The following is a 25,831-nucleotide window of genomic DNA, read 5'->3' as shown; positions in this document are numbered from 1 at the left end:
CGCTGGCAACGGAGAAACATTAACACGCGCTCCGGCGGCCCTGAAAATCGGCCCTCCCGCATGATCGCCGGAGGCGACCCCGCACACAGGGGCCACCGCCGACCCGGTTTCTAGGGCAGGATGTGCCCGCAGAACGCGAGAACGGGGCTGGGGATGATCGGGATGCGGCGCTCGCTGCCGGCGGTGGTGTCGTTGCTGGTCGTGGCGCCCTTGGCGCTCGCCGGGTGTGGGGATGACGCGGGCCGCCCCGCGCAGGCCACCTGGGTCGCTTCTGGGGCGCCTTCGACTGCCCCATCCGTTTCGCCCGACTCATCCGCTCCGTCTGTGGCGCCCGGTGGTGGTGGGTCGCTGAATGTGACTCCGGTCGCGGGCAAGAAGGGCGTGCCGATCAGCGCCGAGATCGGGTTCGCGCTCTCCGGCGGCAAGGTCACCGCCGTCGTCCTCAAGGACGACAAGGGCAAGACCGTCTCCGGCGCCCTGCGTGAGGACGGTTCCTCCTGGGTGCCGGCCAAGCCTCTGAAGAACAGCCGGGGGTACGTCGCCTCGGTCACGGCCGTGGACGCCGCCGGGCAGTCCCGCACCGAGACCACGTCCTTCACCACCAGGGCGGAGGGCGGCCCGCTGACCGGGACCGGCCTCTACCTCTTCGACGGCAACACGTACGGCGTCGCGATGCCCGTCGTGGTCGAGTTCAACCCGGGCATCAAGCAGAAGGACCGGGCCGCCGTGCAGAAGCGGATGTTCGTCAAGAGTTCGCCCGCACAGCCCGGCACCTGGTCGTGGACCTCGAGTGGCACGCAGGCCTTCTACCGCCCGCCGAACTTCTGGCGCAGCGGCACCAAACTCAGCGTGCGCATCGCCGTGGAGGGGCTGCCGACCGGCGGTGGGCGCTACGGCGACCTGGACCGCTCCGCCGACGCCGAGATCGGCCGCAGCTTCGTCATGAAGGTCGACAACGAGTCGAAGAAGATGACCGTCACGCAGGACGGCGCGGTGGTCAAGAGCATCCCGGTCAGCCTCGGCCGGAAGAAGTACCCGTCGGCCAGCGGCACCATGGTGGTGATGGAGAAGAAGCGCAAGACCGTCTTCGACACGCGAGGCGAGTTCCCCGCTGAGGACGCCTACCGCGTGGACGTCGAGTACGCCCAGCGCCTCACCTGGTCCGGCCAGTACATCCACGCGGCAGAGTGGTCCGTCGCCGACCAGGGCCGGCGCAACGTCTCGCACGGATGTGTGAACGTGTCGCAGGCCAACGGGCAGTGGCTGTTCGAACGCACACTCATCGGTGATCCGATCACCATTCGGGGTACGGAGAACGAGGTGGCCTACGGCAACGGCTGGACGCCGTGGGACGTGAGCTGGAAAGAGTTCGTGAAGGGCAGCGCCCTTCCGGTGCCGGCCGAGCTGGCCGCCCAGGCGGGCGAGGCCTGAGCGGTTCCGGCCGCTCAGGGGCCCAACGGATGAGGCCAGACGGAGCCGAGGGGGAGAAGGGGTCGGATCGAGGACGCGAAGGGACCGGATTCCACAGCCCGGAAGTGGGAACCGATGTATCGCGGCACGATTGCGGGGTTGGAGCCCCGTCCATCGCTGACGGATGATGGTCGCCGGGACGACAGGGCGGTGAGACTGATCATGAGACTTCCTGGAGTGACCGGACCGACCGCGCCGCGGCGGTGGCGCATCGCCGTGGCGACCCTGGTGACCGCGGGTGTGTTGGTCAGCGCCGGTTGCAGCGGCGACGGCAAGCCGGAGTCCCCGTCCTGGCAGAACGGTGACGCGAACGCCTCGGGCGCCCCGGCGCAGCCCGCGCTGAGCACCGTCTCGGTCACCTCGCCGGGCGCGGACGCGACCGGCGTCCTGGCCAGCGCCGAAATCGCGTACGCGTCCGAGGACCCCGCGAACACCTCGGTCGAGGTCAAGGACGCCGACGGCAACGAGGTCAAGGGCACCCTCGACCGGGATGCCAAGGTCTTCCGCCCGGCGCAGGCGCTGGGCTGGGGCAAGAAGTACACGGTGACGGTCACCGGCACGCCCTCGGGCGACAAGGGCGGCACCGCCTCCAGCTCCTTCACCGTGATGAACAAGCCGTCGAAGCTGGTCCGGGTGATGAGCTTCCTCGGCGACGATCAGACCGTCGGCGTCGGCATGCCGCTGATCGTCCGGTTCGGTCGCTCGGTCCCGGAGAAGTACCGCGCGGACGTGCAGCGCCGGATGCAGGTCACGGCGACCCCGGCGCAGGAGGGCATCTGGCACTGGACCAGCCCCACCGAGGTGCACTACCGCCCGCAGACCTACTGGCAGCCGCAGACCAAGATCTCCTACCGGGTGCAGTTGGCGGGCGTGCCCATGGACGACGGCTGGTACGGCCGCTCCGACCTGACCGTGAACGTCAACATCGGGCGTTCCTTCGTCATGACGGTGGACAACAAGACCAAGCAGATGACCGTCACGCAGGACGGCACGGTGGTCAAGACCCTCCCGGTCAGCCTCGGCCAGAAGAAGTACCCGTCGGCCAGCGGCACCATGGTGGTCATCGAGAAGAAGCGCAAGACCGTCTTCGACACGCTGGACGAGTTCCCCGAGGGGGAGGGGTACCGCGTGAACATCGACTACGCCCAGCGGCTCACGTGGAGCGGCCAGTTCATCCATGCGGCCCCGTGGTCGGAGGGGGAACAGGGCCGCCGCAACGTCTCGCACGGCTGCGTCAACGTCTCGATGGCGATGGGCAAGTGGCTCTTTGAGCGCACCATGATGGGTGACCCGGTCACGGTCCGCGGCACCGAGGACAAGCTCGAGAACGGCAACGGCTGGACCGACTGGAACATGGGCTGGGACGAGTACAAGAAGGGCAGCGCGATCTGACGCGGTGCCGGCGCTCTCAGCCGCCGCTGGAGAGGCCCGAGTCGGAGCACACCGCGACCATCTCGGCCGCGGCGCCGCTCACCGCGGCCACCAGGTCCGGCTCCTCCTCGGCGCCCTGGGCCTTGACGGCCTGCTCGTAGGCCTGCTGGAGGCGGGCCGCCGCGTCCGCCACCGGGGCGTCGGCGGTGGCGGTCGACGCGCTCACGCCGGTGATCACTCCCGGCTGCATGAGGCTGCCCTCCCGGACGGCTTCGCCGATCTTCCCGCAGGCGAGGGCGCCCGGCGGCTCGTCGGCGACGGCGGGCGTGCTGGGCGGCGCCGCCGTCGCGGGTGCCGGAGCCGGGGCGCCGGCCGGTTCCGTGCATCCGGCGATGACTGCCAGCAACAGCAGGGCGCACATCGTTGCAGATCGCGACACATCTCTGACCGTAGGCGCTGGGTGCGCCGCCGATCTGCCCGTCCAGAAATCCCGGGTCACACCACGCTCGCGTGCGCCGCGATGATCCGCCAGCCGTGCGCGTCGTCGCGAATCCAGGTGCGGGTGTAGCGCATCCTCGCCGAGAACGGCACGCCGTCGATGCTGCCGCGCAGACTCCCGAGGAACCAGGTCACCCCCGTGTCGCCGGCCACCACGAGATCGAGTTCCTCCTCGTGCAGCGCGTCGATGACCTGCGCGCCGGTGCGGTGCACCCGCAGGTCGTCGTCCTTGCGGTAGAGCTGGCCGTCCGGACCGGTGAAAACCAGGCGGTCGTCGAGCAAGCGGTCGAGGGCACCGACGTCGGAGGCGACCTGGGCGGCCTGCAGCCGCCGCTCGGCGGCACGGAGTTCGTCATCCATACCGTTCTTTGTAGCCGAGGCGACCACGGCTACTTCGGTTGGACGAGCCAGTTCCAGGCGCGGCGCAGGCCGTCGGCGACGGAGTCGGTCCGGGCGGCCGCGTCCTCGCTCGGCTCGGCGAGCCGGTCGGCGCTCACGGCGACGATCACCCCGTGCTCGTAGATGCCGTCGACCTGGTCGGCGGCCGCATAACGGTGGCCGTCGGCGGTCTTGACGACCAGGCCGTGGAAGATGTCCGCGCCGTCGTCGGCCAGCACGTGCTCGACGGCGCCGACCCGGTCACCGGCCCGGTCGAAGACCGGCGTGCCGTCGGCCAGGACGAGGAAGGACTGCGGTGCCCCGAGGTCCTCGGGGGCGGATTCGGTGTCCGGCATGGCAGAGGACGTACCCCGCCGCACGCCGCGGTAACCGGCTTGTTCAGTCGGTCGGGGGCAGGACGGCGACCTCGCGGTAGAAACGGTCGATCGTGCGTACGGTCGACTCGAAGTCCTCCAGGTCGAACGGCTTCGTCACGTACGCGTTGGCCCGGTGCTGATAGCTCGCGACGATGTCCGGGGCGGCGCCCGAGGTGGTCAGGATGACCACCGGGATGGTCTTGAGCCCGTCGTCGGTCTTGATGGCCGCCAGCGTCTCCCGGCCGTCCATGCGGGGCATGTTGAGGTCCAGCAGGATGAGGTCGGGGCGGTGGGCATCCGCATACGGGTCGACGCGCCGCAGGTAGTCGAGCGCCTCTCGGCCGTCGGAGACCCGGTTGACGGTCGTCTGCCTCTGCGAGCTCTCCAGTGCTTCCGAGATCATGAAAGCGTCGGCGTCGTCGTCATCCACGACGAGGATCTCGAGACTGCGCACCCTGCCCCCTTGTTTGCGGTGCGGCAAGCATAGGGGGCATCCGGGTTCGGATACCACACGACACAGGTATGAAATGCCGCGTTGTGGGACGGTATGCACAAAAGGGTGCAGCTCAGGAGGTGGCGAACCATCCGCCGGCCTGCTCCGGTGCCACGTCCTGGCCGGTCGCGCGGGCTCCGGCCCAGTTCACCCCGACGAGCAGGCCGTCGCTGCGCAGTCCGGGCAGCCAGGTGCCGAGCCAGTCGGCCAGGGGGATCTCGACGACCTCGAAGCCCTGGTACGCCGCCACGGCCCCGACGACCCGCTCGGCCCGGGACCGCTTGGACCAGAACGGCATGGCGCCGCCGGACGCGGGGAAGCCTCCGGAGTCCCGGATCGAGAAGACCCGCCCCTCCCGGGGCACCTCCCGGCGGAACGCCGCCGCATGCGCCGCACTGAGCGACATCGCCGTCCCCTTTCCGATCCTCGTGAGTCGTTGCTGTCCCTATGGTGGCCCGTCGGCGGGTCCGAAATGATTTGAACGGCCAAATAGGGTCGTCCCATGGAGATCAGAGAGGCGACCGACCGGGATTGGCCGGCAGTTTTTCCGTTCTTCTCGGCGATCATCGAGGCCGGGGAGACGTACGCGTATCCGCTCGGCCTCGCCAGCGACGAGGCGCGCACCCTCTGGATGGAACAGCCGCCCGGCCGCACCGTGGTCGCCGTCGAGGGCGGTGCCGTGCTCGGCTCGGCCAAGATGGGCCCGAACCGGCCGGGCCGCGGCGCGCACATCGCCACCGGCAGCTTCATGGTGGACCCGGTGGCGCAGGGGCGTGGCGTCGGCCGGGCGCTGGGCCGCTGCCTCATCGAGTGGGCGCGAGCCGAGGGCTACCACGGGATCCAGTTCAACGCCGTCGTGGAGACGAACCGAGGCGCCGTCCATCTCTGGCAGTCCCTGGGTTTCGAGATCATGACCACGATTCCGGAGGCGTTCGACTCGATGCAGCATGGGCTCGTCGGTCTGCACGTAATGTACCTAAAACTATAAAAAGCCGGATACCCCGGCACGTACACGTCGGCGACGATGACCTACACCAACTGCAGGACCGACGAGGCGAAGGTCAAGAGCTTCCGGCTCACCCTGCCGGTCCTCGCGGCGTACCCCGGGCACTGAGCGGGGATACGCGCGGCCGGCGGGGGCGGCCGGCCGCGCGTACGTCTTCTACCGCGAGGCCATGATCAGTGCGGCCGGGTCGGTGCAGACGAGCTGCAGCGCCCGGGCCACCACGGCCGGGTCGTACGTCGAGGCGTGGAACGTGGCCTCGAGATGCAGCACGCCACCCATCTCGGAGGTGGTCAGCGTGATGCCCTCGGGACCGTTGAGGGTCGGGACGCTCTGGTTCACCCGGCCGGCCGCCTCCACCGTCCACGGCAGGTCGGCGAGCACGTCGTGGCGCCCCTGGTTGCTGAAGGTCAGCCGCGGCCGCGGCGCCGCCGGCGCCTCGGTCGGGTACGGGTCCGGCATGCCGGGCGCACCGGTCACGAGGATCTTGCCCTCGCGCAGCAGCATCATCGTCAAGATCCGGCCGGTGGCCAGCTCCGCCTTCAGCGTCGTGTGGATCGCCTGCGGGTCGGTCAGGCTCGGCGGCGCCAGGTACGGACCCTGGCAGAAGTTGCTGTCGATGCTGACGCCCTTGTCGACGTAGCGCCGCGCGTCGGCCAGGAACGTGCCGCCCGCCAGATCGGGGTTCAGCCCCACCTCCTGAAGCGCCGCGGTGAACGCCGCGAAGGTGATCGCCGAGGTGGTCACGCCGGGGGCGTGCTCGTCGCGCCAGACCCGCATCTTGCCCAGCACGTCCGCCGAGCGGGCCGTCTCGACGGTCAGGTTCGCGGTCCACGGCTGCGTCGCGCCCTGCTCCACGTGCGGCGGACGGGCGAAGCTCAGCCCCTGCTTCCACCGGCCCGGCTTGGTGCCGAACTGCTTCCACCAGGCCTTGGGCAGCGCCCAGCGGTGCCGCAGCGAGGGCTCGATGACCGCGGCGCGCTGCTCGCCGGCCGCGCGCACCAGCTCCCGGAGGAGGGTGTTCACGGGGCCCGCGTCGCCGTAGGCGTGCGCCACCTTCATCGCCACGTATCCGCCGCCGGCCAGGATGCGCACGGGGTGGTGGGCGCGGGGCTCGGCCTGCAACTGCCGGGTCATCGCGTCGAAGTCGACCGGTCCGTTGCCGAGGTCGGTCACGGCGTCCCGGACGTAGGAGGCGAACGCGGCGGCGTCCATGTGCAGCCAGCGGGCGCCGCTGCGATCGAGGCGCGACACCGCGCGGTGCGTCGGGTCGGCGGCGTGCAGCCCGATCAGCGCCTCGCGCAGCCGCTCGGCCGTCACTCCGGTCAGCGGGCCGACCGTACGGATGTACTCCAGCGGCAGCCAGGCGCGCTCGCGCAGGGTCAGGCTGGTGCTCGACATGATGTTCTCTCCTTCGGGGACTGCCGTGGCGAAGACGACGCGGAACACGGTCGGTGCGACCAGCACGGTCTCCACCGCCATCACCAGCGCCACCCAGGTGACCAGGTCGGTGAGGCTGCCGCGGCTGCCGCCGTACCAGGCGGCGGCGATCTCGGCGACCCCGGCGAACACCGCGAAGATGCCGGCGCCGCGGACCGTGCCCTGCACCCGGGAGATCGCCAGGAAGAAGTGGTGGAAGACGAACGGCACGTAGGTCAGTGCCAGGATGGCCAGCGCGGAACCGGCCGCCTCCGCGTAGCTCGCGCCGAAGACCGACATGATCGGCTTGGCGGCGAGCACGACCACCAGGGAGACGGGCAGGCCGCCACCGAGGCAGATGAGCAGGCCCATCCGGACCTTGGAACGCAGGGCGGCCTTGTCGCCGCTGGCCACCGCGAAGAGCGTCAGTGCCACGTTGCCCGGGACCATGGCCAGGAACGACAGCACCATGAAGGCGGTGTAGAACGCCGCGTTGGCCTCGGCCGACAGTACGGCGGTGACGACCAGCGGCAGCGCCGCCCGCGGCAGGTACGTCGCGAGGTTCAGCAGGTTGTGGTCGAACGTCGACCGGCCCCGGCCCCGCAGCAGCGAGGCGCGGGGGCGTACCGAATCGATCATGCCCTTGCGGCGCAGCGCCCGGCCGAGGATCGCGACCGAGAGCACCATCCCGGCCACCCAGGTCAGCAGCAGCTCTCCGCCGGTCAGGGTGATCGGCAGCAGCGCGACGGCGCCGAGCAGCGCGAGCTTGAGCAGCGAGAACCAGGCGTTGCGCATGAGCTGCATCGGCCCCTGCAGGAGGCCGACCAGGGCCTCGTCCAGGACCAGCGTCATCGCGTTGAGCGCGATGCCGAAGATCAGCAGCACGGTCGCGGGCGTACCGCCGAGCGCGTCGCGCAGGCCGGGTGCGGCGAAGTGAGCCAGCGCGACGTAGATCAGCCCGCCGAGCGTCGCGGCGCTGCCGGCGACGAGCAGGCAGGTGGAGATCAGCTCCCACTTGCGGCCCTTCAGGCCGGGCAGGTCCGAGATCAGCATGGTGCCCATGCCGAACATCCCGATCGTGCCGATCAGGGTCATCGCGGACACCGCCGCGGACGCCTGGCCGACCGCCTCGGCCGGCGCGGTCCGCGCGGCGAGCCACCAGTACGCGAATCCGAACAGCGAGGTGAGCGCCGTGGTCGCCATCAGCGAGCCGGCGTTCACGAACAGGTCGAGGTGCCCGCGCAGAACAGCCACGAGCCCCGTGCGGCCCGGTCCCTCAGGACCGGGATCAAGGCTCTCCGGTACGGCCTCAGTTACGGTGCTTTCCACTACTACCGCCCCCAGTTGCAGTGATCGACTCGCAACGGTAGTAACTGGACGTGTTGATCGACCATGGCAAAGGGGGGCACATCCGGGATGCCGTCCGGAGTGGAGAAGGTGCGGTCCGGGGGACTGGGCCGGGACCGAACGGCGGAGGTTTGGGACGGATGTGACCTGGGACTATTTTTCCCTTACCGGAACCGGCGGGAGACCTCGCCCGGCGCGGGCGGCATCGGTCAACTCTCGGATCAGTGCCTCCTTACCCCGCGTATACGCCTCTCCTGGGCCGAATCGGTCCATCAGCTCCTGCTTGGCGGCGGCGTACCGTTCGCGGGCCCCCGGATGGGTGAGCAGGTGGTCACGCAGCAGTCGCTCGCTGCGCGTGTCCCAGGTGTCGGTGGTCACGACGTACAGGTGGTACGCCGTGCTGTCGTAGTCCTCGCGCCGGTAGAGCAGCCGGTCCGGCAGCTCTGCCGGGTGCATCCGGTAACCGAACGTCTCCAGCGCGTCGTCGTTCACGTCGTCGAGGTCGTCGACGGCGGCCATCAGGTCGATCACCGGCGTGGCGGGCAGGCCCGGCACCGCGGTGCTGCCGATGTGTTCGATCGCGGTGAACAGGGGTGCCAGCGCCACGCACGCCTGCCGGCCCAGCTCGGCCCAGCGCGGGTCCGGTTCCGCGATCGTCACAACCAGCCCACCTTCTTGAACCTCCGATACAGCAGCAGGGACGCGACGAGCATGACTCCGATGACGGCGGGGTAGCCGTACTTCCAGTTCAGCCCGGGCATGACCGCGAAGTTCATGCCGTAGATGCCCGCGAGGGCCGTCTGCACGGCGGCGATGGCGGCCCACGACGCGATCTTGCGCATGTCGTTGTTCTGGTCCACGGAGACCTGCGCCAGCCGGGCCTGAAGGATCGAGTTCAGGAGGTCGTCGAAGGCGGCGACCCGTTCCACGGCACGCGCAAGGCGACCCCGTACGTCCACAAGGTACGGATACACCGCCTCCGGCACCACCCCGCGGTCCAGAAGTCGGTGCAGCGGCTCCTGCAGGGGCAGCACCGCGCGTTTGAATTCCACCATCTCGCGCTTCAACTGGTAAATGTGGCCGATCTCGGGCGATCTGTCCGCCGCGAAGGCGACGCTCTCCAGGGCCTCCAGGTCGTGTTCGACATGCCCGGCGACCTCCAGATACAGGTCGACCATCCGATCGCAGACCGCGTACGCGACCGCCCACGGGCCCGTCTCGAGCAGTGTGGGTCGGCCTTCCAGGTCTCGCCGTACGGAGGCGAGCGCGCCGGCCGCCCCGTGCCGCACGGTGATCACGAAGGAGGGCCCGAGCAGCACCGTGACGTCCCCGGTGTCGACGACCTCGGAGGACTCGGTCAGCTCCTCGTGCTCCACGTAGCGCGCGGTTCGCAGCACCAGCCGGGTCACGTCGCCGATCGTCTCGGCGGCGGGCCGGTGCCCGGGGTCGGCGGCCTGCGCGGCGGTCAGCTCGTGCAGGCCGAACACCTCGGCGACGGCGGCCATGGTGGCCTCGTCGGGCTCGTGCAGCCCGAGCCACACGAACGCGCCGCGGTGCCGCCGCGCGATCCGGGCGGCCTCGGCGTAGTGCGAGCCGCCGGGCCGGCGACGACCACCCTGGTAGACGGCGCAGTCCACGACGGCGCCGGGATTGTGGCGCCGCTGCCGTGGCACGGCCGGTTCCGGACGGCTCAGGCCCTCGATGATGCGCCCGAGCGTCCGCGGAATCAGGTACGGCTCCCGCCGCCAGCCCAGCATTCCCAGCGCCTCCCGCCCGTCGATGACGATGATCGGCACCGACGGTATCCGGAAGGCGCCCGCACGCAACGCACTGCACGCCCGGTATGACGCTGGGTATTAAGGTCATTTTCTGGCCGCAAGGGAGGGGAATCTGGGCTCATGGCGAACACCAGCGCGAGGATGCTCCGGCTGCTGTCCCTGCTGCAGACCCACCGCTACTGGCCGGGCGCCGAACTGGCCGAGCGGCTCGAGGTCAGCCCGCGCACCCTGCGGCGCGACGTCGATCGGCTCCGCGACCTCGGTTATCCGGTGGACGCCGCCCGCGGTGTCGCCGGGGGATACCAGCTCCAGGCCGGGGCGGCGGTGCCGCCGCTGCTGCTCGACGACGAGGAGGCGGTCGCCATCGCGGTCGGCCTGCGGACGGCCGCCGCCGGCGCCGTCGCGGGTTTCGAGGAGACATCGGTACGCGCCCTCGCGAAGGTCATCCAGCTTCTGCCGCCCCGCCTGCGCCGCCGCATCGACGCCCTGCAGGCGGCGACCGCCCCGGCCGTCCCCGGTGGCGGCCCGGTCCTCGACGCGACCACCCTGACCACGATCGCCATGGCCTGCCGGGGCGAGGAGCGCCTGCGTTTCGACTACCGTCCCCGCGACGGCGAGGGAGACACCCGGCACGTCGAACCGCACCGGCTCGTGTCGCTGGGTCGCCGGTGGTACCTGATCGCCTGGGACCTGGACCGGGGCGACTGGCGCAGCTTCCGCGTCGACCGCCTGACGAAGCCCGCACTGACCGGTGCCCGCTTCCGCCCCCGCGACATCCCCGGCGGCGACCCGGTCGCCTGGATGCGCACCCGCCTGGCCGGCGCGCCCAACCGCTACGACGTATCGGTGCTGATCGGCGCGCCGGCCGAGGTGGTGCGACGCCAGGTCGGTCACTGGGCCGCCGTCGAGCCGGTCGCCGAGCGGAGCTGCCGGATGCGCATGAGCGTCGACGACCTGGGTTGGCCGGTGATGATCCTGGGCGTGCTGGGCGCGGACTTCACGATCGAGTCACCGCCGGAGCTCCACGCCCGCGCCCGCGAAACCGCGCAGGCCCTGCTCCGAGGCGCCCCGGCCTCGACGACCTGAGGACGCCCGCATGGGAAGCATTCGTCGCGGAGGCGTACTCCTGACGGGCGTGGTTTGTGGCGGCGTCCCGGCCGCCGACGGCCCCGCGGCCGAGGCGTGGGCAGGCTGAGGCAGGCGCGGATCGGCGCCCCCGTGGCGCCGATCCGCATGGGGAAACCCTAGCGGGACCCTGTGACATTTTCGCGCAGATTAGTCCACAGTGGTGCGCTGAGCAGCGGAAATCGTTTGTGAGCCACGGCATACCCGGGTGCCGTCGCGCCTACCAGCGGCGTGGCCGTCCGGCGCGGTCGCGGACCGTGGCCCAGACCAGCTTGCCGCCCGCCGTGGGCAGTGCGCCCCAGGCCGTGGAGTCGGCGTGCACCACCCGCAGCCCCCGCCCGCGCTCGTCGAGGGGCAGGCCGCCGCGCACCGGCGCCAGCTCGAGCACCCGGGGCAGTTCCGGATTCCGGTCCCGTACGGCGATGTGCAGCGTCGTCCCCCGGCGCGAGACCGCGATGTCGATCCACGTCCCGGCGTGCTCGACCGCGTTGGTGACCAGTTCCGACATGACCGCCCGCGCGGGCAGTAGCAGCGTGGACATGTCCCAGTCCTGGCAGACGCGGCCGATGAGGTCACGGGCCATGCCGGGGGAGTTCGGGGCGGGCGGCAGGCTCAGCCGGACGACCTCGCCCGGGGAGAGCTGCCCGGCCAGGGCCGCGTGGGCCTCCGCGACGGTGGTGTGGATCGGCAGGTCGCCGGCGTCCTCGCGGCCGGGCCGGGGTCGCGCCGAGCCGGGCGGCAGGCAGACCGCGATGCGGGTCTTCGCCTCGGCGCCGGCGGTGGCCCGTACGGCGCCGAGCCACGTCGGCACGCCTCCCGGGCCGGGATCGTCGATCCGGCTGAGGTCGAACACGATTCCCGCCGGGCTTCCCGCGAGGCACTTGCGCAGCGTCCGCGAGACGACGGGGTGCAGCGACGCCGCCCAGGCCCCGCGCACGGCGACGTCGATGACCGTGCCGTCCGGGTCCGCGGTGACGCTGAAATGCTCGTCGCCGGGATCGAACAGGTACGGGGATTGCTCCTGCATTGCGCGGTCCTCCCACCGCCGGGTACTCGGAGTCTTCGGGTCGCGACCGCAACGGGTCAACGGGGAGGTCACCCGAACGGGCTCGCCCTTTCGGCGCCGATTGGCCGCCGGTGCCGCCGGTGACGGCTGGGCTGATTCCGGCCACCGCCGGGCGGTGCGCCTGCCTTGTCCGGCATGCCCGTCTCCGGGGTACCCGCGCCTCCGCCGGGTGAGGGACGGTCGCCGGAAACTGGAAAGAGGGTTTAGTGTTTCCGGGTGAGCAGAGAACTGGGCGATGTGATTCCGGCACCGGTCGAGGTGCGGCCCGACGCGGCGGCGCGGTTCACGCTCGATGCGGATACGGCGATCGGCGCGGCCCTCGAGGCGCGCAAGGTGGCGGCGTACCTGGCCGGCATCCTGCGACCGGCGACGGGTTTCGACCTGCCGGTGACCGACGGGCCGGCCGCGATCGTGCTGCGGCTCGATCCGTCGCTGGGCGAGGAGGAATACCGGCTCGAGATCACCGATGGCGGCGTCGCGCTGACCGGGGGCGCGCCGGCCGGGCTCTTCCGCGGCGTGCAGACCCTGCGCCAGCTCCTGCCCGCGGAGATCTTCGCGACCGTGCCGCAGGCGGTCCGGTGGACGCTGCCGGGCGGCACCATCGCCGACCGGCCGCGGTTTGCCTACCGCGGCGCGATGCTGGACGTGGCGCGCCACTTCTTCACCGTCGCCGAGGTCAAGTCCCACCTCGACACGCTGGCCCAATTCAAGATCAACCACCTGCACCTGCACCTCACCGACGACCAGGGCTGGCGGATCGAGATCGAGAGCTGGCCCAAGCTCACCGCGATCAGCGGCGGCGACGGCACCGGCGTGGACGGCGCCGGCCCGGGCTTCTACACCAGGGACGACTACGCGGAGATCGTCGCGTACGCGGCGAGCCGGTTCATCGTCATCGTCCCGGAGATCGACATGCCCGGGCACGTGAACGCCGCCCAGGTGGCGTACCCGGAACTGACCGCCGACGGGGTCGCTCCGCCGCAGCGGACGGACGTCGAGGTCGGCTACAGCTCGCTGGTCGCCGGCAAGGAGGAGACCTACACCTTCGTCGACGACGTGCTGCGCGAGGTCGCCGCGCTCACCCCCGGCCCCTGGCTGCACATCGGCGGCGACGAGGCGCAGGCCACCACCGCCGAGGACTACCGGACCTTCATCCAGCGGGTGCTTCCCCTGGTGGCCAAGTACGGCAAGAGCCCGGTCGGCTGGCACGAGATGGCCGCCGCGGACCTGCCGCCCACGGCCGTGACCCAGTTCTGGCGCATCGAGGCCACGGACGACGACACGGCCCGGGCCGTCGCCGGCGGCGGCAAAGTGATCATGTCGCCTGCGGATCGCACGTACCTCGACATGAAGTATGCGGACGACAGTCCGCTGGGGCTGGACTGGGCGGGGCTGCTCGACGTCGGGAAGGCGTACGAGTGGGACCCGGCCGAGCGCCTCCCCGGCGTCGGCGAGCAGGCCCTGCTGGGCGTCGAGGCGCCGCTGTGGTCGGAGACGTTGCGCAGCCTGACCGACGTGCAGACGATGACCTTCCCGCGGCTGCCCGCCATCGCGGAGATCGGCTGGTCGCCGCGGGGCAGCCGGGACTGGGAGTCGTTCCGCCGCCGGCTGGCCGCCTACGGTCCCCGTTGGACCTTCCAGGGCGTCGCCTTCCACCGCTCACCCGAGGTGCCCTGGGCCGGCTCCGGCGTCGGAGGGCTTTGAGTCGCTTCAGGCCGAAAAGCATCCGCTTCCTACATGGACGGCGGCGGATCACATGATGCGGTGGCGGACGCCTCCGGGTTCAGGGACTCTGGCGCCGTCGGCGGAGGGCGCGCATTGAGACCTGGGAGCCGCAGCCAGAACTGCAGTAGGCGCCGGAGGCGTTGCGCGTGCGGTCGAAGAATCCGATGTGACATGGGGGGTTGCGGCAGGCCTTGAGCCGGCCCCACTTGTCGGTGGCCGCGGTCTCGGTGATCGCCGCCAGGATCATCCCGAGGGCTCTGGGCACTCCCGCTTGCTCGGAGGTGAGGACGGCGCCCTCAGCAGTGATGACGGGCACCAGCGGGTATACCGACGCGGTCCGACGCAGATGTCTCTCCGCGGCGGCGAGTGCCTCGCCCTGAGCGCCCTCGGCTCCGGAGTGGGCGAGCAACACCATGACCAGGGCGTCGCGCAACTCTCGCGCGCCGGCCGCGTCCGCGGCCGTGACGACGACTTCGGGCTCGACCAATCCGGATGCCACCAGCCATTGCGCCAGGGACTCCGCGTCGCCGAGACGTTCCGGGCTGCCACCGCCGGTGGGCTTGGTGTTCACGAAGTCGAGCACCAGAGCCGCCCCCGGTGGAGTGGCGAGTGGGCTGCGCGCCGCGCCGGAACGTCCACCCGCGATGCCGTCGGTCATGCGGCCAGCATACCGGGACGGATTCGGTCAACGGAAATTGCCCACAACACAGGCTGCCATGAATCCTTGGATGTTGCGTTCTAACGCGTTACGGTCGCAACATGAACACCACGACACAGCCTCGGACCGCTTCCGCGAAGACCTGGTTCATCACCGGCGCCACCTCCGGCATCGGACGAGAGCTCATGCTCGCCGCACTGCGGCGAGGCGACCATGTCGCCGCCCTCGCCCGCAACATCGACGGCCTCGACGACCTCGCTCAGCAGTTCGACGCCACGCTTATCACCCTGGCCGCCGACGTCCGCGACGACGCATCCGTCCGTGCCGCCGTCCAGCGCACCGTCGAAGCATTCGATCGCATCGACGTCGTGGCCAACAACGCCGGTTACGGCCTGTTCGGTGCCGTCGAGGAGGCCAGCGACGCGCAGGCACGCGCCATCTTCGACACCAACGTCTTCGGCAACCTCAACGTTCTCCGTGCGACCTTGCCGGTGCTACGCGCCCAACGATCGGGCCACATCCTGCAGGGATCGTCCGTCTACGGCCAATCCGCTCACCCCGGGGTAGGCCTGCTGTCCGCCACCAAGTACGCCGTCGAAGGGCTCTCGGATGCGCTTGCCGACGAGGTCGCCCCGCTCGGTATCCGAGTGACGATCGTCGAGCCGCAGTTCGCGGCCACCGCGTTCCTGTCAAACCTGGAGACCGCCGAACCGAATGCGGACTACGACCACACCGTCCGCACGGTGCACCAGGCGATCGGCCGGCTTCCGGCATCCGCGTTCGCCGCCCCGGCGGACATCGCTGCCGCCGTCCTCCGTGCGGTGGACGCCGGCACGTCGCCCCTGCGACTGGCCCTCGGCGCAACGAGTGCCGAGAACATCCGCATCGCGCTGAACGCCCGGATGCGCGACCTGGACGCGTGGACCGACCTCACCGCGGCCGCCGCCTGACGCGCCGGCATCATCCAGCACCTGTGGCGTGGTGGTGGCCTGCGAGACGCAGCACGCAGGCCACCCGGCGCGGATCACAAACGACAAGGGAGCCGGACCAAAGCGCACTCTGACCCTCTCAGGGGACCACGAGCCGGACCCCGCTCGCGACCCGGGCGGGCATCCGGCTCAGGTCGATGGAGAGGTCCTGCGGCGGCAGGTAGTGGTCGAGCCACGCCAGGCGCTGGGCCAGCGTGCCCAGCACCGCCATCGTGATCTTCTCGCCGGGGCAGCGGTGGCCCGTCCGCGGGTCGCCGCCGCCCTGCGGGATCAGGTCGAACTCGCCGATCGTGCGGCCCGCGAAGCGCTCCGGCCGGAAATCGTACGGATCCGGCCACAGCGCCGGGTCGTGGTGCTGGCCGTAGACGTCGAGCAGCACGAGCGTGCCCCGGGGCACCCGCTCACCGCGGAACACCAGGTCACGGCTTGCCCGTCCGCCGAGGAACGGGGTGAACGGGTAGAACCGCCGCACCTCATGCGCGAACGCCGTCGTGAATTCCTCGTCACCGGTACGGAGCGCCGCGCGGTACCGCGGTCGGCGGTCCAGGGCATGCTCCGCGTACGCGACCAGCCACGCTACCGCCGTCGCGGGCCGGATGATGTTGAGCAACTCGACCGCGGCCGTCCGCGGATCCAGCAGCCCGTCCTCGTCGCGGAAGTGTGCCACTCGCGCCAGGGCTGTGTCCGCGGCGGCGTCGGCGGGCTCCCGGCGTACCCGCGAAATCAGGCCGGCCAGCCACCGCTCCCGCCGGCGCCGGGCCGCCAGAGCCCGCCAATGCCGCGGCCCGAGCGTGCCGAAGCCGTCCACCAGCGCGACCATGTCGGCCGCCAGGCCGTCCACCTCGTCGTCCCGCACCGTGACGCCGGTCCAGCGGGCGACCGCGCGCGCGATCGCCCGGGCCGCCTCGTCGAAGAGTACGACGGCCTGCCCGCCCCGCCACGACTCCGCGGCCCGGCCGAACTCCTCCCCGGCCAGCTTCGCGACGGCGTCGATCCCGTCGCCGAGCAGCAGCGACACGAACAACGCCTTGCGCGTCCGGTGGGCCTCTCCGTCGAGGGTGTGCACGGCGCCCTCGCCGAACAACGACGCCACCACAGGATGCGGCAGCGCGGTGTGGCGTTCGAGATTTCCCTCGCCGTAGAAGAACTCCGCGGCGTCGATGCCGCAGATGCCGAGGGTGGGCTGCCCCAGCACGCGCATGTGTACGGGCGCACCGCCGGCCCGGCGGCGCAGGTCGGGCAGCCAGGCGTACCCCTTGATACCGAGAGCGAGAGTCCGATCGAGTTCAGCCATGCGCTCCTGCATCCCCCGCCGGCCGGTGCCGAAACCGGATGGCGGGCGGCGCGGGCCGCTGCGGGTCACCGCCTACGCTTGCCGGGTGCAGAAGCGGGTGTGGGCCTCGATCGCCGGGCTGGCCGGGTTCCTCGTGGTCGCGGCGTCACAGCTCGCGCTCGTCGTGACGCCCGTGATGCTGGTGCTCTCCACGCTGCCCGGGGCGGCGGTGCTGCGGATCGGCCTGCCGGTGTGCATCGCCACGGTCGGCGTGATGGGGTATGCGACCTGGCGTGCCCTGCACCTGCGCCGACCGGAGCCGGTCGGCATTCCGGTGACCCGTACGGACGCTCCCGAGCTCTGGTCCCTGCTCGACGGGGCCGCCGGCGTGGCCGGAACCCGGGCGCCCGACCGCCTGACGATCGTGGCCGATGCCGCGGTCAAGGTCATCGAACGCACCCGCCTGCTCGGCCTCGCCGGCGGTCACCGCGACCTCTACCTCGGATTGCCGCTGCTGCAGGCCTGGGACACCGCCCGGCTGAAGGCGGCCGTCGCGCACGAGATCGGCCACTTCTCGCCGCGAGGCGGCCGGCTCGCCCCGATCGCCTACCGCGGGCGGATCGCCGTGGGGCGGGTGGTGCCGCGCATTCCCCGGCGCAACCCGGCAGGGCCGCTGCTGCGGGCGTACGCGCGCTTCTACCGCCGGGTCGACGCACCGTTCAGCGCGGCACAGGAGCTGCAGGCCGACCTGATCGCGGCCGAGTACGCGGGCGCGGGCGCCGCGGCCGCCGTGCTGCGCGACCTGCCCGCCCTCGACGGGATGCTGCGGATCTTCCACGCCGAGTACCTGGGGCCGGGCTGGCAGGCGGGCCACGTGCCGGAGGACGTCTTCGGCGGGTTCCTGCGGATGTTGGCGGCCCGGGCGGAGGAGGTGGCCGTGCTGCGGGCCCGGGAGGTGCTGCGGGCCGGGGAGCCGGCGGCGCCGTCCAGGTGGGACACCCACCCGGCCCGGGCGGACCGCCTCGCCGCGCTCGCGGCGCTCGCGGCGCTTCCCGGCAGTGCCACGCCGGCCGAGGATTCGTCGTCAGCCGAGGCACCTGCCGCTCTGGAGCTCATTCCCGACCTCCCCGGGCTCGGGCGGGCGTTGCAGACCGTCGCCTTCCCGGCACAGGGACGCACGGCGGTCGGCTGGGACGAGTTCTTCGGCGCCGCGCGCGTCGTCGAGATGGAGCGGGAGGCCGAGGTCGCCCTGACCGCCCTCTCCCGGGTGGCCGGCAACCCGATCGCCACCGCGGCCGACGTCCTGGATCTCGCCGCCGAGGGGCGGCTGCCCGAGCTCGCCGAGTCGGTCTTCCCCGATCTGAGCGCCGACGAGACCGCGTCGCGGATCGCCGACCTGGTCACGCTCCTGCTGGCCCTGGCGGCGCTGCGCAGCGGCGCGGCCCGGTGGCGGCATAGCTGGACCGGCACCGCCGAGCTCGTCGCGCCCGACGGCGCACACCTCAACCTCGGCGAGCTGGCCGCGCTCGCCGTCGACCCGGCGACCGTCGCGACCGTACGGGAGCGGCTCACCGCCCTCGGCATCGACGTCTCCGCCGGGCCGGCCACCGGCGTCGCGCAACCGCGGGCCGAGGTGGTCGGCGGCGTGGTCAATCTGCTGGTGGACGGCGCGCGGACGGACGTGCTGGTCGTCGACACCGGCCTGGTGCTCGTGCCGGGGCTGCCGCGGTCGCAGAACGGCTCCGCGAAACGGCGGCTGGCCGAGTTCGCCGCCGCCGACATCCCGCGGCGCACCGCCATCGCGCCGGAGAGCCGGTTCGTCGCGTACGCGGACGTGGCCGGTGCCACCCAGGTCAAGCGGCGGAGCTGGGACATTCGGCTGCGGGACGGGGCGACGCTCAGCGTGCGCGCGGCGTTCGACTCCGGCGAGCTGCCCGGGGGCTGGACGGCCTGGGACGAGGCCGTGGCGTTTCTGTCGCGTACCAGATAGTCATGTTCGCGGATGAACCGCTCGGGCCTGCCACCCGTGTTCTCCCCTGGACGGTCGCATGTCCGACGAAGCGGTGGTCGTGCCATCACAGGCGGTCACACTGAAAAGACTGGTGTCGTTCGCTTACCGTTCGCGAAATCGGGTAGATCAGCGTCACGCGGATCGGCGATGATCGCCACGACAGGGGGGAGGGGCGCTGATGGAGCGGGGACCCATGGCGCTCTTCGGGGCCATCGTCGCGGTGGGCCTCGGACCGGCGATGTGGCTGGGCGCGCAGTTCGGCGAGGCGACGCTGACGCCGCAGCAACCGCCCACGGTGATCGTGCAGCAGAACGAGGTGACCTCGTCCGACGGCGGCACCGGCGCCGGCGCCGCACCGGAGGACCAGGCGAAGATCGTCCGCAGCGGCCCCGCGGCGAACACCGGGCCGCTGCGCAACCGGCACAAGCCGAAGCCGGCGGCGACCTCGGCATCGCCGACGCCGTCCACCTCGACACCGACGAGCCCGCCGACCGAGTCCACGACGCCGCCGGTCGACGAGTCGGAGGAGCCCAGCACGCCGCCGACGGGGCCCACGACGGACCCGGCCACTCCGCCCACGGGCGGGAGCACGGACACGCCGACGCCGCCGGATCCGCCGTCGGCCGGGCTCGACATCGAGGAAGTCGCCGAGGCCTGAGGCCGGGAGGATGCACGCATCCCGCCCGGCCTGCTTCTTGCCGCCCGAGGTTCCGCTCGCTTCTTACAGCCCGAGGATCCGGTTGAGGATGTCGCGGTAGCCGCGCAACTGCAACCGCAGCGCCTCGGTGTCGTCGCTGTCGCCGCCGAGGTCCTCCTTGCGGGACCGCAGGCTGGCGGTCAGCTTCTCCACGGCCTCGTCGACCAGGCCGGCAGCCTCGGTGGTCGCCTCCTTGGGGTTGTCGACGAAACGGAGCTGGACGTCGCGCCACCGCTCCTGGAATGCCTCGGCGTCCCCCACGGCGAAGAAGGTATCGGGCTGAGCCGGCGTCACCGCCGCCGTCTCCTTCCGCTCTTCCGCCGGTGTCCCGGCGGCGGAGGTCTCGGCAACGGGGGTCTCGGCGGGCTGCTCCGTGACATGTGGGTCGTCGAAGGTGCCGCGGTCGTCGAGCGCCACGTCCACCTCCTCGGATTTCGTGCCGTCGCGTTCTTCGGTGGTCGTGCCCGCGTACGTCGTGGTGCCGGCGTCTGCCGGGGACTCCACCGTGCCGTCGCGGTCGCCGGTGTCCGCGTTGCGGTCCGTCGCCCGCCACCGGTCAACAAGCGGGTTGGTGGCGGCGGAGGCGGCCACCGCGCCGCCCACGGTAGACGCGCCGAAGGCGGTCGGCGCGGGGTCCGGCTCGCGGATCTCGGTACGGTCCGGGTCGTTCACGGCGTCCGTCGCCCGGTCCACCTCGTCGTCGCCGGGGGTGGCGTGCCGTACGTCGTCGTCCGGGGCGTGGCGCACGTCGTCGTCCGGGGCGTGGCGCACGTCGTCGGTCGAGACGTCGCGCGTGACGTCGGCCGGGGCGTCGGACCAGGGGGAGGGCGGCCGCTGACCGGGCACCGCCACCGGCTCCGACTGGACCCGCTCGGGCCGGTCGTCGCTCGCCTGCTCGTCGGCGGACTCGCGGGCGTCGTTGGAGAAGAAACGCATCGTCGCACTCCTCAGCGGCTCGTGGCGTCGGGACGGTGGCCCGCGACGTCGCTGTCGTGGTCATTGATCTTCTGGGACGGCACCTTCGGCTCGGACGCCGGGGCGGCGGCGCCCTCGGTGTGTACCGGGTTCTCGCCGAGCAGGTCGGCGAAGAGCGCACGATAGTGCACCAGAGCCTGGCGCAGATCCTCGGTCTCGGCCTTGCCGCTCTTGCTCCGCTCGCTGATCGCGTGGGCGTCGCGGTAGTGCTCGAGTGTGCGCGCGTGGTCGACCGACAGGGTGGCGAGCTGCTCGTCGTGGTCGCCGGTGGGGTAGCCCCGCTCGGAGATCAACCGGGTCACCAACTCGTCGGCGGTGGAGACGGCGTGCTCGGGCGCGTCCACGAACTGGATCTGCACCTCTTCCCAGGCGACAGAGTACTTCGCCTTCGATTCCGCCGACAGCGGCTTGAGCTCGAGCTGGGCGTGTCGCTTCTGGCGCTCCTCCAGCTCCTTCTCGCCGGCGGCACGGCTGTCCGCGTCGCCGACGACCCGGTCGTACTCGGGCCCGAACGTGTTCTGCAGCTTCTTGCGGCGGCCGGCGCGGACGCCGTACACGACGGCGCCGGTGACCAGCAGCGCCAGGACGATGAGAATGATTACGAGCGTGGGGGACATGGTCGCCTCCTTCTTCACCCGCTGGTATTCCCACCCAACCAGGGTCATCAATCCGATTCGACGCCGCGAGGTCAAAACCCTTCGACCGTGTCGTATCCTGCCGGAGGTGCGCAGCTCATCGACGGTCGTTGACGCCTCAAGCAACTGTCCACGCGGCGCGCGTTGTCCTGTACACCCCTCGGGCGGAGTCTGATGCGAAGCCGCAACTGGTCGATCCGGGTGAAGATCCTCGCGTTGGTCGCGGTGCCGCTCGCGGCGCTGCTGGCGCTCTGGGCCTTCGCCACGACGATCACCGCCGGCCCGGCGCTCAACCTGTGGTCGGCGCAGACGCTGCTCGACACGGTGGGCAACCCCGGCGAGGTCCTCATGGGCGAGGTCCAGCGGGAACGGCGGGTCTCCGTGCAGTTCCTCGCCGATCCCGAGGCCACTCCGGCCGCGATCGACGCCCAGCGGGCCGCTACCGACCGCGCCGCCGCGGAGTTCCGGAGCACGGCCGGCGGCGACAAGGCGCGACGGGCGGCCGGTGCGACCCTCGAGTCCCGCATCCGGCAGGTGATGTCCGACCTCGACGGCCTGACCACTGCCCGCGACTACATCGACCGGCGCGAGGTGGACCTGGTAGGAGCGCAGAACCTCTACAACGCCATCGTGGACAGCGGCTTCCAGATGTTCTCGGCCACCGCCACGTTCGGCGACGAGAGCGTCGACCGGGAGATCCGCGCGCTGACCACGGTCGGCCGCGGCCAGGAGTACCTCAGTCGGATCGATTCCCTGCTCGCCGGCGCCTACGCGGCCGGGAAGTTCAGCGAGCAGAGCCGTACCGAGCTGGTGCAGGCGATCGGCACCGCCCGCTTCCTCTTCGCCCAGGGGGTCGGTGACCTGCCGGAACGTGACCGCGAGGCATACCAGCGGCTGAGCCGGGGAGCCGCCTTCAACCGGCTGCAGGAGTTGCAGAACGTGCTGGTGGCGGCGAGCCGGGCCGACGCGCCGTCGCCCGTCGGCGCCGACGCGTGGCAGCCTGCGTACGACACCACCGCGCAACAACTGCGCGCCTTCGAGATCAACGCCACCGACTCGCTCGCCGAGGACGCGCGGCCGGTCGCGGTGAACGTGCTGACCCGCCTCGGCATCGCCGGACTGCTCGGCCTCGCCGCCTTCGTCGCGACCGTCGTGGTCTCCGTGCGGGTCGGCCGCTCGATCGCCGGCCGGCTGGTCCGGCTGCGCCGCGAGGCCCTCGAGGTGGCGAGCGAGCGGCTGCCCGCGGTGGTCCGGCGGCTGCAGCGCGGCGAGGCCGTCGACGTCGACGTCGACACCCCGCCCCTGCAGTACGGCCAGGACGAGATCGGCCAGTTGGGCCGCGCCTTCAACGAGGTGCGGCGCACGGCCGTACAGTCCGCGGTCGAGGAGGCGGCGGTCCGCCGCGGCATCAACGAGGTCTTCCTCAACATCGCCCGGCGCAGCCAGACACTGCTGCACCGCCAGCTCGCCCTGCTCGACCAGATGGAACGCCGCGAGACCGAGCCGCGGGAGCTCGAGGACCTCTACCGCGTCGACCACCTCGCCACCCGCATGCGCCGCCACGCCGAGGACCTGGTCATCCTGGCCGGCGCCGCCCCCGGCCGCGGCTGGCGCAACCCGGTGTCGATGATCGACGTTGTCCGCGGCGCGATCAGCGAGGTCGAGGACTACAAGCGGATCAATATCGTCGCGATCGAACCGTCCGCGGTGCTGGGCCGCGCCGTCGGCGACGTCATCCACCTCCTCGCCGAGCTGCTGGAGAACGCCACCGCCTTCTCGCCGCCGCAGACCAGGGTCGAGGTGGTCGGCCAGATCCTGCCCAACGGGTACGCCGTGGAGATCGAGGACCGGGGCCTGGGCATGTCCGCCGAGGCGATCGCCGAGGCCAACCGCAAGCTGCTCGAGTCGCCCGAGTTCGACCCCGCGAACAGCGCCCGGCTCGGCCTCTTCGTGGTGGCACAGCTCGCGGCCCGGCAGGGACTACGGGTCTCGCTGCGGCCCAGTTCATACGGTGGGGTGACCGCGATCGTGCTCATCCCCGGCGAGCTGGTCACCGCCGCCCCGCCCGGTCCCGTCGCCCTGCCCGGCCTCGCCACCCCGCCGGGCCTGGGATCCCCTCCTGGGCTCGTGGCGCTGCCCGGCCCCGAGGGCGCGGCCGGTCATGCATCCGGGCCTGCGGCCCTGCCGGCCGCCGGGGCGGAGCCGGCCACGGCGGCCGAGGCCTGGGACCGCCCGCGGACGGAGGAGGAGGTAACACCGGCGATCCACGGCAGCCCGGTGCCGCCTCCGGACGAGCCCGGCGGCCGCCCGATGACCGGCCCGACCCCCAGCGCCGTGATCGAGGGTCTGAGCGCCGACGGCCTGGTCCGGCGGCGCCGCACCGTGCCCCGGCGCCGTACGGACGATCCGGCCGAGCCGCCCACCCACCTGCCGCCGAACCTGACCTCTCCGGCGGACCTGACCGGCGCCCCGGCGCCGGGCGGCCCGACCGCGCCCACCGAGCAGATGCCGCTCGTGGCCGGCGACGGCCTGGACGTGGACCGGCCCTCCGGCGGCGAGCACCGCAACGGCCACCGGGGGGACACGACGGGTCTGCGGCACGGGGAGGCTCCGGCACTGCTGCCGGGGCCGGGCACGCCGGTCGCTCCCCGCATTCCGGCGCAGCGCGGACCGTCCGGGCCGGTCTCGCCGGCGTCCCCGCCCACTGTGGATGAGCGGCGGCTACCGCAGCGGGTACGGCAGGCAAGCCTCGCGCCGCAGTTGCGGGAGCCGGTCGCCGAGCGTACGGAGGCCACGACGGTCCGCTCGCCGGAGCAGGTGCGGAACCTGATGAGCGCCCTGCAGCGGGGGACCACGCGAGGGCGCCGGGAAGCAGCCGCCCTCATCGCCGGTAAACCCGCGGGAAACCCGCCGGAAGCGGCGGTGAGTGAGGGTGTCGCAGCAGGTAGTGAGCGACACGCCGGCGAGGGGGAGCAAGTCCCCTCTGGAACTGACAAACAGCGGACGGCGGGACAGCCGCAGTGGTCCGAGGCGGCTACCGTCACTCTCCCGGCCGTGCCGGGCGACGTGGTCGGGACCGACGGCACCACGGGCGGCACTCCCGACGAGAACCACCAGAACCACCGGCCGGATAAGGACGCATAAGTGGCACAGACGACGAACCAGAGCGCCAACCTCACCTGGCTCCTCGACGAACTCGTCGAGCGGGTGCCGTCGGCGCGGCAGGCGGTGGTCCTCTCCGCCGACGGGCTCATGCTGGGCGCGTCGGCCGGCATGGGCCGGGAGGACGCCGAGCACCTGTCGGCGATGGCCGCCGGGTTCCAGAGCCTCGCCAAGGGCGCGAGCCGGCACTTCCGCGCCGGCCCCGTACGCCAGACCGTGGTCGAGATGGAGGACGCCTTCCTCTTCGTCACGGCCGCCGGGCAGGGCGCCTGCCTCGCCGTCGTCGCGGGTAGCGACGCGGACCTCGGGCTGATCGCCTACGAGATGGCGATGCTGGTCATCCGGGTGGGCCAGACGATGGACGCGCCGGAGCGGCTGCCCGGGTCCGATGCCCGCTGATCCGAGGCGCGCGCCGCACGACTGGCTGGACCACGACGCGGGGCCGGTCGTGCGGCCGTACGCGATGACCCAGGGCCGGGTGGCACCCGCCGGCGACGAATTCGACCTCGTCGCGTTCGTGGTGGCGACCATGCCCGGCGCGCCTCCACCACCGACGCTGCCGCCGGAGCATCATGCAATCGTCGGCGCGGCGTGGGAGCCCACGTCCGTCGTGGAGCTAGCCTCCAAACTGGACCTCTCCCTCGGGGTCGTCCGGGTCCTGCTGGGTGATCTACGCTCGGCGGGACTGATCTCGCTCTACGAGCCTCCCGCGGCCTCCCAGCCGCATGACGTCGACGTACTCAAGGCGGTTGTCAATGGACTCCGTGCGCTCTGACCGTGACGGCGCGCGCTCGCGCATCCCGGTCGCGCTCAAGATCCTCATCGCCGGCGGCTTCGGTGCGGGCAAGACCACGATGGTCGGCTCGGTCAGCGAGATCCGGCCGCTGCAGACCGAGGAGGTGCTCACCGGTGCCGAGGGCGCCGACGACACCTCCGGCGTGGAGGCCAAGCGCACCACGACGGTGACGATGGACTTCGGTCGCATCACCATCACCGACGACCTGCAGCTCTACCTGTTCGGCACGCCGGGCCAGGACCGCTTCTGGTTCCTCTGGGACGAGCTGTCCCAGGGCGCGCTGGGCGCGGTGGTGCTGGCCGACACCCGCCGGCTCGCGGACTGCTTCCCGTCCATCGACTACTTCGAGCAGCGCGGCACGCCGTTCGTGGTGGCGGTGAACTGCTTCGACGAGCGCCGGTTCGGCACGGACGCGGTGAGCCGCGCCCTCGACCTCGACCCGGACGTGCCGGTGGTGGAGTTCGACGCCCGCGAACCGCTCGCCGCCCGCAACGTCCTCATCGAGCTGGTCGAGTACGTGGCCCGCCGCCAGCTAGCCTCGGCCGGCTCCCGCTGACAACCCGCCGCGCCGGGACGGCGTCCATC

At 71.8% G+C, this 25,831-nt stretch carries 26 protein-coding genes; 12 read left to right on the top strand and 14 right to left on the bottom strand.

The genetic code is table 11. The features are described 5' to 3' along the window. Window positions 1-110 precede the first annotated feature (110 nt). Window positions 111-260 carry a hypothetical protein gene (locus EDD30_RS40575; protein ID WP_244945223.1) on the bottom strand — a complete coding sequence of 50 codons (150 nt, stop codon included), beginning with the start codon at window positions 258-260 and terminating at the stop codon, window positions 111-113. A 94-nt stretch (window positions 261-354) separates the two neighbouring features. Between EDD30_RS40575 and EDD30_RS12645 the strand changes: the two genes are divergently transcribed. Then, window positions 355-1,431, top strand: coding sequence for a L,D-transpeptidase (locus EDD30_RS12645; RefSeq protein WP_244945222.1), 1,077 nt, complete (start codon window positions 355-357; stop codon window positions 1,429-1,431). Window positions 1,432-1,632: 201 nt separating this feature from the next. Next, a complete protein-coding gene (locus tag EDD30_RS12640) occupies window positions 1,633-2,862 on the top strand; it encodes a L,D-transpeptidase (protein ID WP_071809113.1) in 1,230 nt (409 codons plus the stop codon). A 16-nt stretch (window positions 2,863-2,878) separates the two neighbouring features. Here the strand turns inward: EDD30_RS12640 and EDD30_RS12635 are convergent, their stop codons facing one another. From EDD30_RS12635 to EDD30_RS12615, 5 genes are all read right to left on the bottom strand, one after another. Further along, window positions 2,879-3,280 carry a hypothetical protein gene (locus tag EDD30_RS12635; protein ID WP_244945221.1) on the bottom strand — a complete coding sequence of 134 codons (402 nt, stop codon included), beginning with the start codon at window positions 3,278-3,280 and terminating at the stop codon, window positions 2,879-2,881. A gap of 56 nt (window positions 3,281-3,336) precedes the next feature. Then, a complete protein-coding gene (locus tag EDD30_RS12630; protein ID WP_071809109.1) occupies window positions 3,337-3,699 on the bottom strand; it encodes a nuclear transport factor 2 family protein in 363 nt (120 codons plus the stop codon). 29 nt (window positions 3,700-3,728) lie between these two features. After that, on the bottom strand, window positions 3,729-4,073 hold the full coding sequence (locus EDD30_RS12625; protein ID WP_071809107.1) for a PRC-barrel domain-containing protein: 345 nt from the start codon (window positions 4,071-4,073) through the stop codon (window positions 3,729-3,731). Between the two features lie 43 nt (window positions 4,074-4,116). Continuing rightward, on the bottom strand, window positions 4,117-4,548 hold the full coding sequence (locus tag EDD30_RS12620; RefSeq protein ID WP_071809105.1) for a response regulator: 432 nt from the start codon (window positions 4,546-4,548) through the stop codon (window positions 4,117-4,119). A 112-nt stretch (window positions 4,549-4,660) separates the two neighbouring features. Then, complete coding sequence (locus EDD30_RS12615) at window positions 4,661-4,993, bottom strand: DUF2750 domain-containing protein (protein WP_071809103.1); 333 nt, start codon at window positions 4,991-4,993, stop codon at window positions 4,661-4,663. Between the two features lie 96 nt (window positions 4,994-5,089). Here EDD30_RS12615 and EDD30_RS12610 point away from each other — a divergent pair, with 96 nt between their 5' ends. Next, window positions 5,090-5,575 (top strand): GNAT family N-acetyltransferase, encoded by a 486-nt coding sequence (locus EDD30_RS12610; RefSeq protein ID WP_071809101.1) that lies wholly within the window; start codon window positions 5,090-5,092, stop codon window positions 5,573-5,575. 174 nt (window positions 5,576-5,749) lie between these two features. Here the strand turns inward: EDD30_RS12610 and EDD30_RS39050 are convergent, their stop codons facing one another. From EDD30_RS39050 to EDD30_RS12595, 3 genes are all read right to left on the bottom strand, one after another. Further along, window positions 5,750-8,263: a lipopolysaccharide biosynthesis protein gene (locus tag EDD30_RS39050; RefSeq protein ID WP_071809099.1), complete on the bottom strand. Its 2,514-nt coding sequence runs from the start codon at window positions 8,261-8,263 to the stop codon at window positions 5,750-5,752. A gap of 246 nt (window positions 8,264-8,509) precedes the next feature. Then, window positions 8,510-9,016: a GrpB family protein gene (locus EDD30_RS12600; RefSeq protein WP_170047674.1), complete on the bottom strand. Its 507-nt coding sequence runs from the start codon at window positions 9,014-9,016 to the stop codon at window positions 8,510-8,512. Next, window positions 9,013-10,113 carry a magnesium and cobalt transport protein CorA gene (locus tag EDD30_RS12595; protein WP_071809168.1) on the bottom strand — a complete coding sequence of 367 codons (1,101 nt, stop codon included), beginning with the start codon at window positions 10,111-10,113 and terminating at the stop codon, window positions 9,013-9,015. Before EDD30_RS12595 ends, EDD30_RS12600 begins: the two co-directional genes overlap by 4 nt. A 141-nt stretch (window positions 10,114-10,254) precedes the next feature. Between EDD30_RS12595 and EDD30_RS12590 the strand changes: the two genes are divergently transcribed. Continuing rightward, entirely contained in the window at window positions 10,255-11,220 is a 966-nt protein-coding gene (locus tag EDD30_RS12590; protein ID WP_071809097.1) for a helix-turn-helix transcriptional regulator, read from the top strand. Window positions 11,221-11,479: 259 nt separating this feature from the next. Here the strand turns inward: EDD30_RS12590 and EDD30_RS12585 are convergent, their stop codons facing one another. Then, entirely contained in the window at window positions 11,480-12,286 is an 807-nt protein-coding gene (locus EDD30_RS12585) for an ATP-binding protein (protein ID WP_071809095.1), read from the bottom strand. 255 nt (window positions 12,287-12,541) lie between these two features. Between EDD30_RS12585 and EDD30_RS12580 the strand changes: the two genes are divergently transcribed. Continuing rightward, complete coding sequence (locus EDD30_RS12580; protein ID WP_071809093.1) at window positions 12,542-14,029, top strand: beta-N-acetylhexosaminidase; 1,488 nt, start codon at window positions 12,542-12,544, stop codon at window positions 14,027-14,029. Between the two features lie 79 nt (window positions 14,030-14,108). Here the strand turns inward: EDD30_RS12580 and EDD30_RS12575 are convergent, their stop codons facing one another. Then, a complete protein-coding gene (locus tag EDD30_RS12575) occupies window positions 14,109-14,708 on the bottom strand; it encodes a CGNR zinc finger domain-containing protein (protein ID WP_071809091.1) in 600 nt (199 codons plus the stop codon). Between the two features lie 101 nt (window positions 14,709-14,809). On the opposite strand from EDD30_RS12575, the gene EDD30_RS12570 reads away from it, so the two are divergent. After that, the gene (locus tag EDD30_RS12570) at window positions 14,810-15,658 is read left to right on the top strand and encodes an SDR family NAD(P)-dependent oxidoreductase (RefSeq protein WP_071809089.1); all 849 of its coding nucleotides are present in this window, start codon (window positions 14,810-14,812) and stop codon (window positions 15,656-15,658) included. Between the two features lie 118 nt (window positions 15,659-15,776). Here the strand turns inward: EDD30_RS12570 and EDD30_RS12565 are convergent, their stop codons facing one another. Then, window positions 15,777-16,991 (bottom strand): cytochrome P450, encoded by a 1,215-nt coding sequence (locus tag EDD30_RS12565; RefSeq protein WP_071809087.1) that lies wholly within the window; start codon window positions 16,989-16,991, stop codon window positions 15,777-15,779. Window positions 16,992-17,076: 85 nt separating this feature from the next. Here EDD30_RS12565 and EDD30_RS12560 point away from each other — a divergent pair, with 85 nt between their 5' ends. Continuing rightward, a complete protein-coding gene (locus EDD30_RS12560; RefSeq protein ID WP_071809165.1) occupies window positions 17,077-18,960 on the top strand; it encodes a M48 family metallopeptidase in 1,884 nt (627 codons plus the stop codon). A 199-nt stretch (window positions 18,961-19,159) separates the two neighbouring features. Continuing rightward, the gene (locus EDD30_RS12555; RefSeq protein WP_143163000.1) at window positions 19,160-19,639 is read left to right on the top strand and encodes a hypothetical protein; all 480 of its coding nucleotides are present in this window, start codon (window positions 19,160-19,162) and stop codon (window positions 19,637-19,639) included. Between the two features lie 63 nt (window positions 19,640-19,702). On the opposite strand, the gene EDD30_RS12550 is transcribed toward EDD30_RS12555, so the two are convergent. Continuing rightward, window positions 19,703-20,614: a hypothetical protein gene (locus tag EDD30_RS12550; protein ID WP_123678259.1), complete on the bottom strand. Its 912-nt coding sequence runs from the start codon at window positions 20,612-20,614 to the stop codon at window positions 19,703-19,705. 11 nt (window positions 20,615-20,625) lie between these two features. Continuing rightward, complete coding sequence (locus tag EDD30_RS12545; RefSeq protein WP_071807386.1) at window positions 20,626-21,270, bottom strand: hypothetical protein; 645 nt, start codon at window positions 21,268-21,270, stop codon at window positions 20,626-20,628. Between the two features lie 192 nt (window positions 21,271-21,462). Here EDD30_RS12545 and EDD30_RS41445 point away from each other — a divergent pair, with 192 nt between their 5' ends. The 4 genes from EDD30_RS41445 to EDD30_RS12525 are packed head-to-tail and all read left to right on the top strand — an operon-like array spanning window position 21,463 to window position 25,802. Beyond that, on the top strand, window positions 21,463-24,432 hold the full coding sequence (locus tag EDD30_RS41445; RefSeq protein WP_071807384.1) for a nitrate- and nitrite sensing domain-containing protein: 2,970 nt from the start codon (window positions 21,463-21,465) through the stop codon (window positions 24,430-24,432). Next, window positions 24,433-24,849, top strand: coding sequence for a roadblock/LC7 domain-containing protein (locus EDD30_RS12535; protein ID WP_071807383.1), 417 nt, complete (start codon window positions 24,433-24,435; stop codon window positions 24,847-24,849). It begins immediately after the preceding gene. Then, a complete protein-coding gene (locus tag EDD30_RS12530) occupies window positions 24,839-25,225 on the top strand; it encodes a DUF742 domain-containing protein (RefSeq protein ID WP_071807382.1) in 387 nt (128 codons plus the stop codon). The genes EDD30_RS12535 and EDD30_RS12530 overlap by 11 nt, the downstream gene beginning before the upstream one ends. Then, entirely contained in the window at window positions 25,206-25,802 is a 597-nt protein-coding gene (locus EDD30_RS12525; RefSeq protein WP_071807381.1) for a GTP-binding protein, read from the top strand. Before EDD30_RS12530 ends, EDD30_RS12525 begins: the two co-directional genes overlap by 20 nt. The last annotated feature ends 29 nt before the right edge of the window (window positions 25,803-25,831 follow it).

Source organism: Couchioplanes caeruleus, assembly GCF_003751945.1.
GTDB classification, from domain to species: Bacteria; Actinomycetota; Actinomycetes; order Mycobacteriales; family Micromonosporaceae; genus Actinoplanes; species Actinoplanes caeruleus.
Note: the sequence above shows the minus strand (reverse complement) of the source record. Positions and strands in the feature narration are given on the sequence as shown.

Bases quoted from the DNA above. Each gene is read 5' to 3' on its own strand.
- EDD30_RS12545 (WP_071807386.1), bottom strand. From the start codon at position 21,270: ATGTCCCCCACGCTCGTAATCATTCTCATCGTCCTGGCGCTGCTGGTC.
- EDD30_RS12585 (WP_071809095.1), bottom strand. From the start codon at position 12,286: ATGCAGGAGCAATCCCCGTACCTGTTCGATCCCGGCGACGAGCATTTC.
- EDD30_RS12625 (WP_071809107.1), bottom strand. From the start codon at position 4,073: ATGCCGGACACCGAATCCGCCCCCGAGGACCTCGGGGCACCGCAGTCC.
- EDD30_RS12590 (WP_071809097.1), top strand. From the start codon at position 10,255: ATGGCGAACACCAGCGCGAGGATGCTCCGGCTGCTGTCCCTGCTGCAG.
- EDD30_RS12630 (WP_071809109.1), bottom strand. From the start codon at position 3,699: ATGGATGACGAACTCCGTGCCGCCGAGCGGCGGCTGCAGGCCGCCCAG.
- EDD30_RS12555 (WP_143163000.1), top strand. From the start codon at position 19,160: ATGGAGCGGGGACCCATGGCGCTCTTCGGGGCCATCGTCGCGGTGGGC.
- EDD30_RS12640 (WP_071809113.1), top strand. From the start codon at position 1,633: ATGAGACTTCCTGGAGTGACCGGACCGACCGCGCCGCGGCGGTGGCGC.
- EDD30_RS12575 (WP_071809091.1), bottom strand. From the start codon at position 14,708: ATGACCGACGGCATCGCGGGTGGACGTTCCGGCGCGGCGCGCAGCCCA.
- EDD30_RS12610 (WP_071809101.1), top strand. From the start codon at position 5,090: ATGGAGATCAGAGAGGCGACCGACCGGGATTGGCCGGCAGTTTTTCCG.
- EDD30_RS12595 (WP_071809168.1), bottom strand. From the start codon at position 10,113: ATGCTGGGCTGGCGGCGGGAGCCGTACCTGATTCCGCGGACGCTCGGG.
- EDD30_RS12565 (WP_071809087.1), bottom strand. From the start codon at position 16,991: ATGGCTGAACTCGATCGGACTCTCGCTCTCGGTATCAAGGGGTACGCC.
- EDD30_RS12550 (WP_123678259.1), bottom strand. From the start codon at position 20,614: ATGCGTTTCTTCTCCAACGACGCCCGCGAGTCCGCCGACGAGCAGGCG.
- EDD30_RS12525 (WP_071807381.1), top strand. From the start codon at position 25,206: ATGGACTCCGTGCGCTCTGACCGTGACGGCGCGCGCTCGCGCATCCCG.
- EDD30_RS12615 (WP_071809103.1), bottom strand. From the start codon at position 4,993: ATGTCGCTCAGTGCGGCGCATGCGGCGGCGTTCCGCCGGGAGGTGCCC.
- EDD30_RS41445 (WP_071807384.1), top strand. From the start codon at position 21,463: ATGCGAAGCCGCAACTGGTCGATCCGGGTGAAGATCCTCGCGTTGGTC.
- EDD30_RS12530 (WP_071807382.1), top strand. From the start codon at position 24,839: ATGCCCGCTGATCCGAGGCGCGCGCCGCACGACTGGCTGGACCACGAC.
- EDD30_RS12570 (WP_071809089.1), top strand. From the start codon at position 14,810: ATGAACACCACGACACAGCCTCGGACCGCTTCCGCGAAGACCTGGTTC.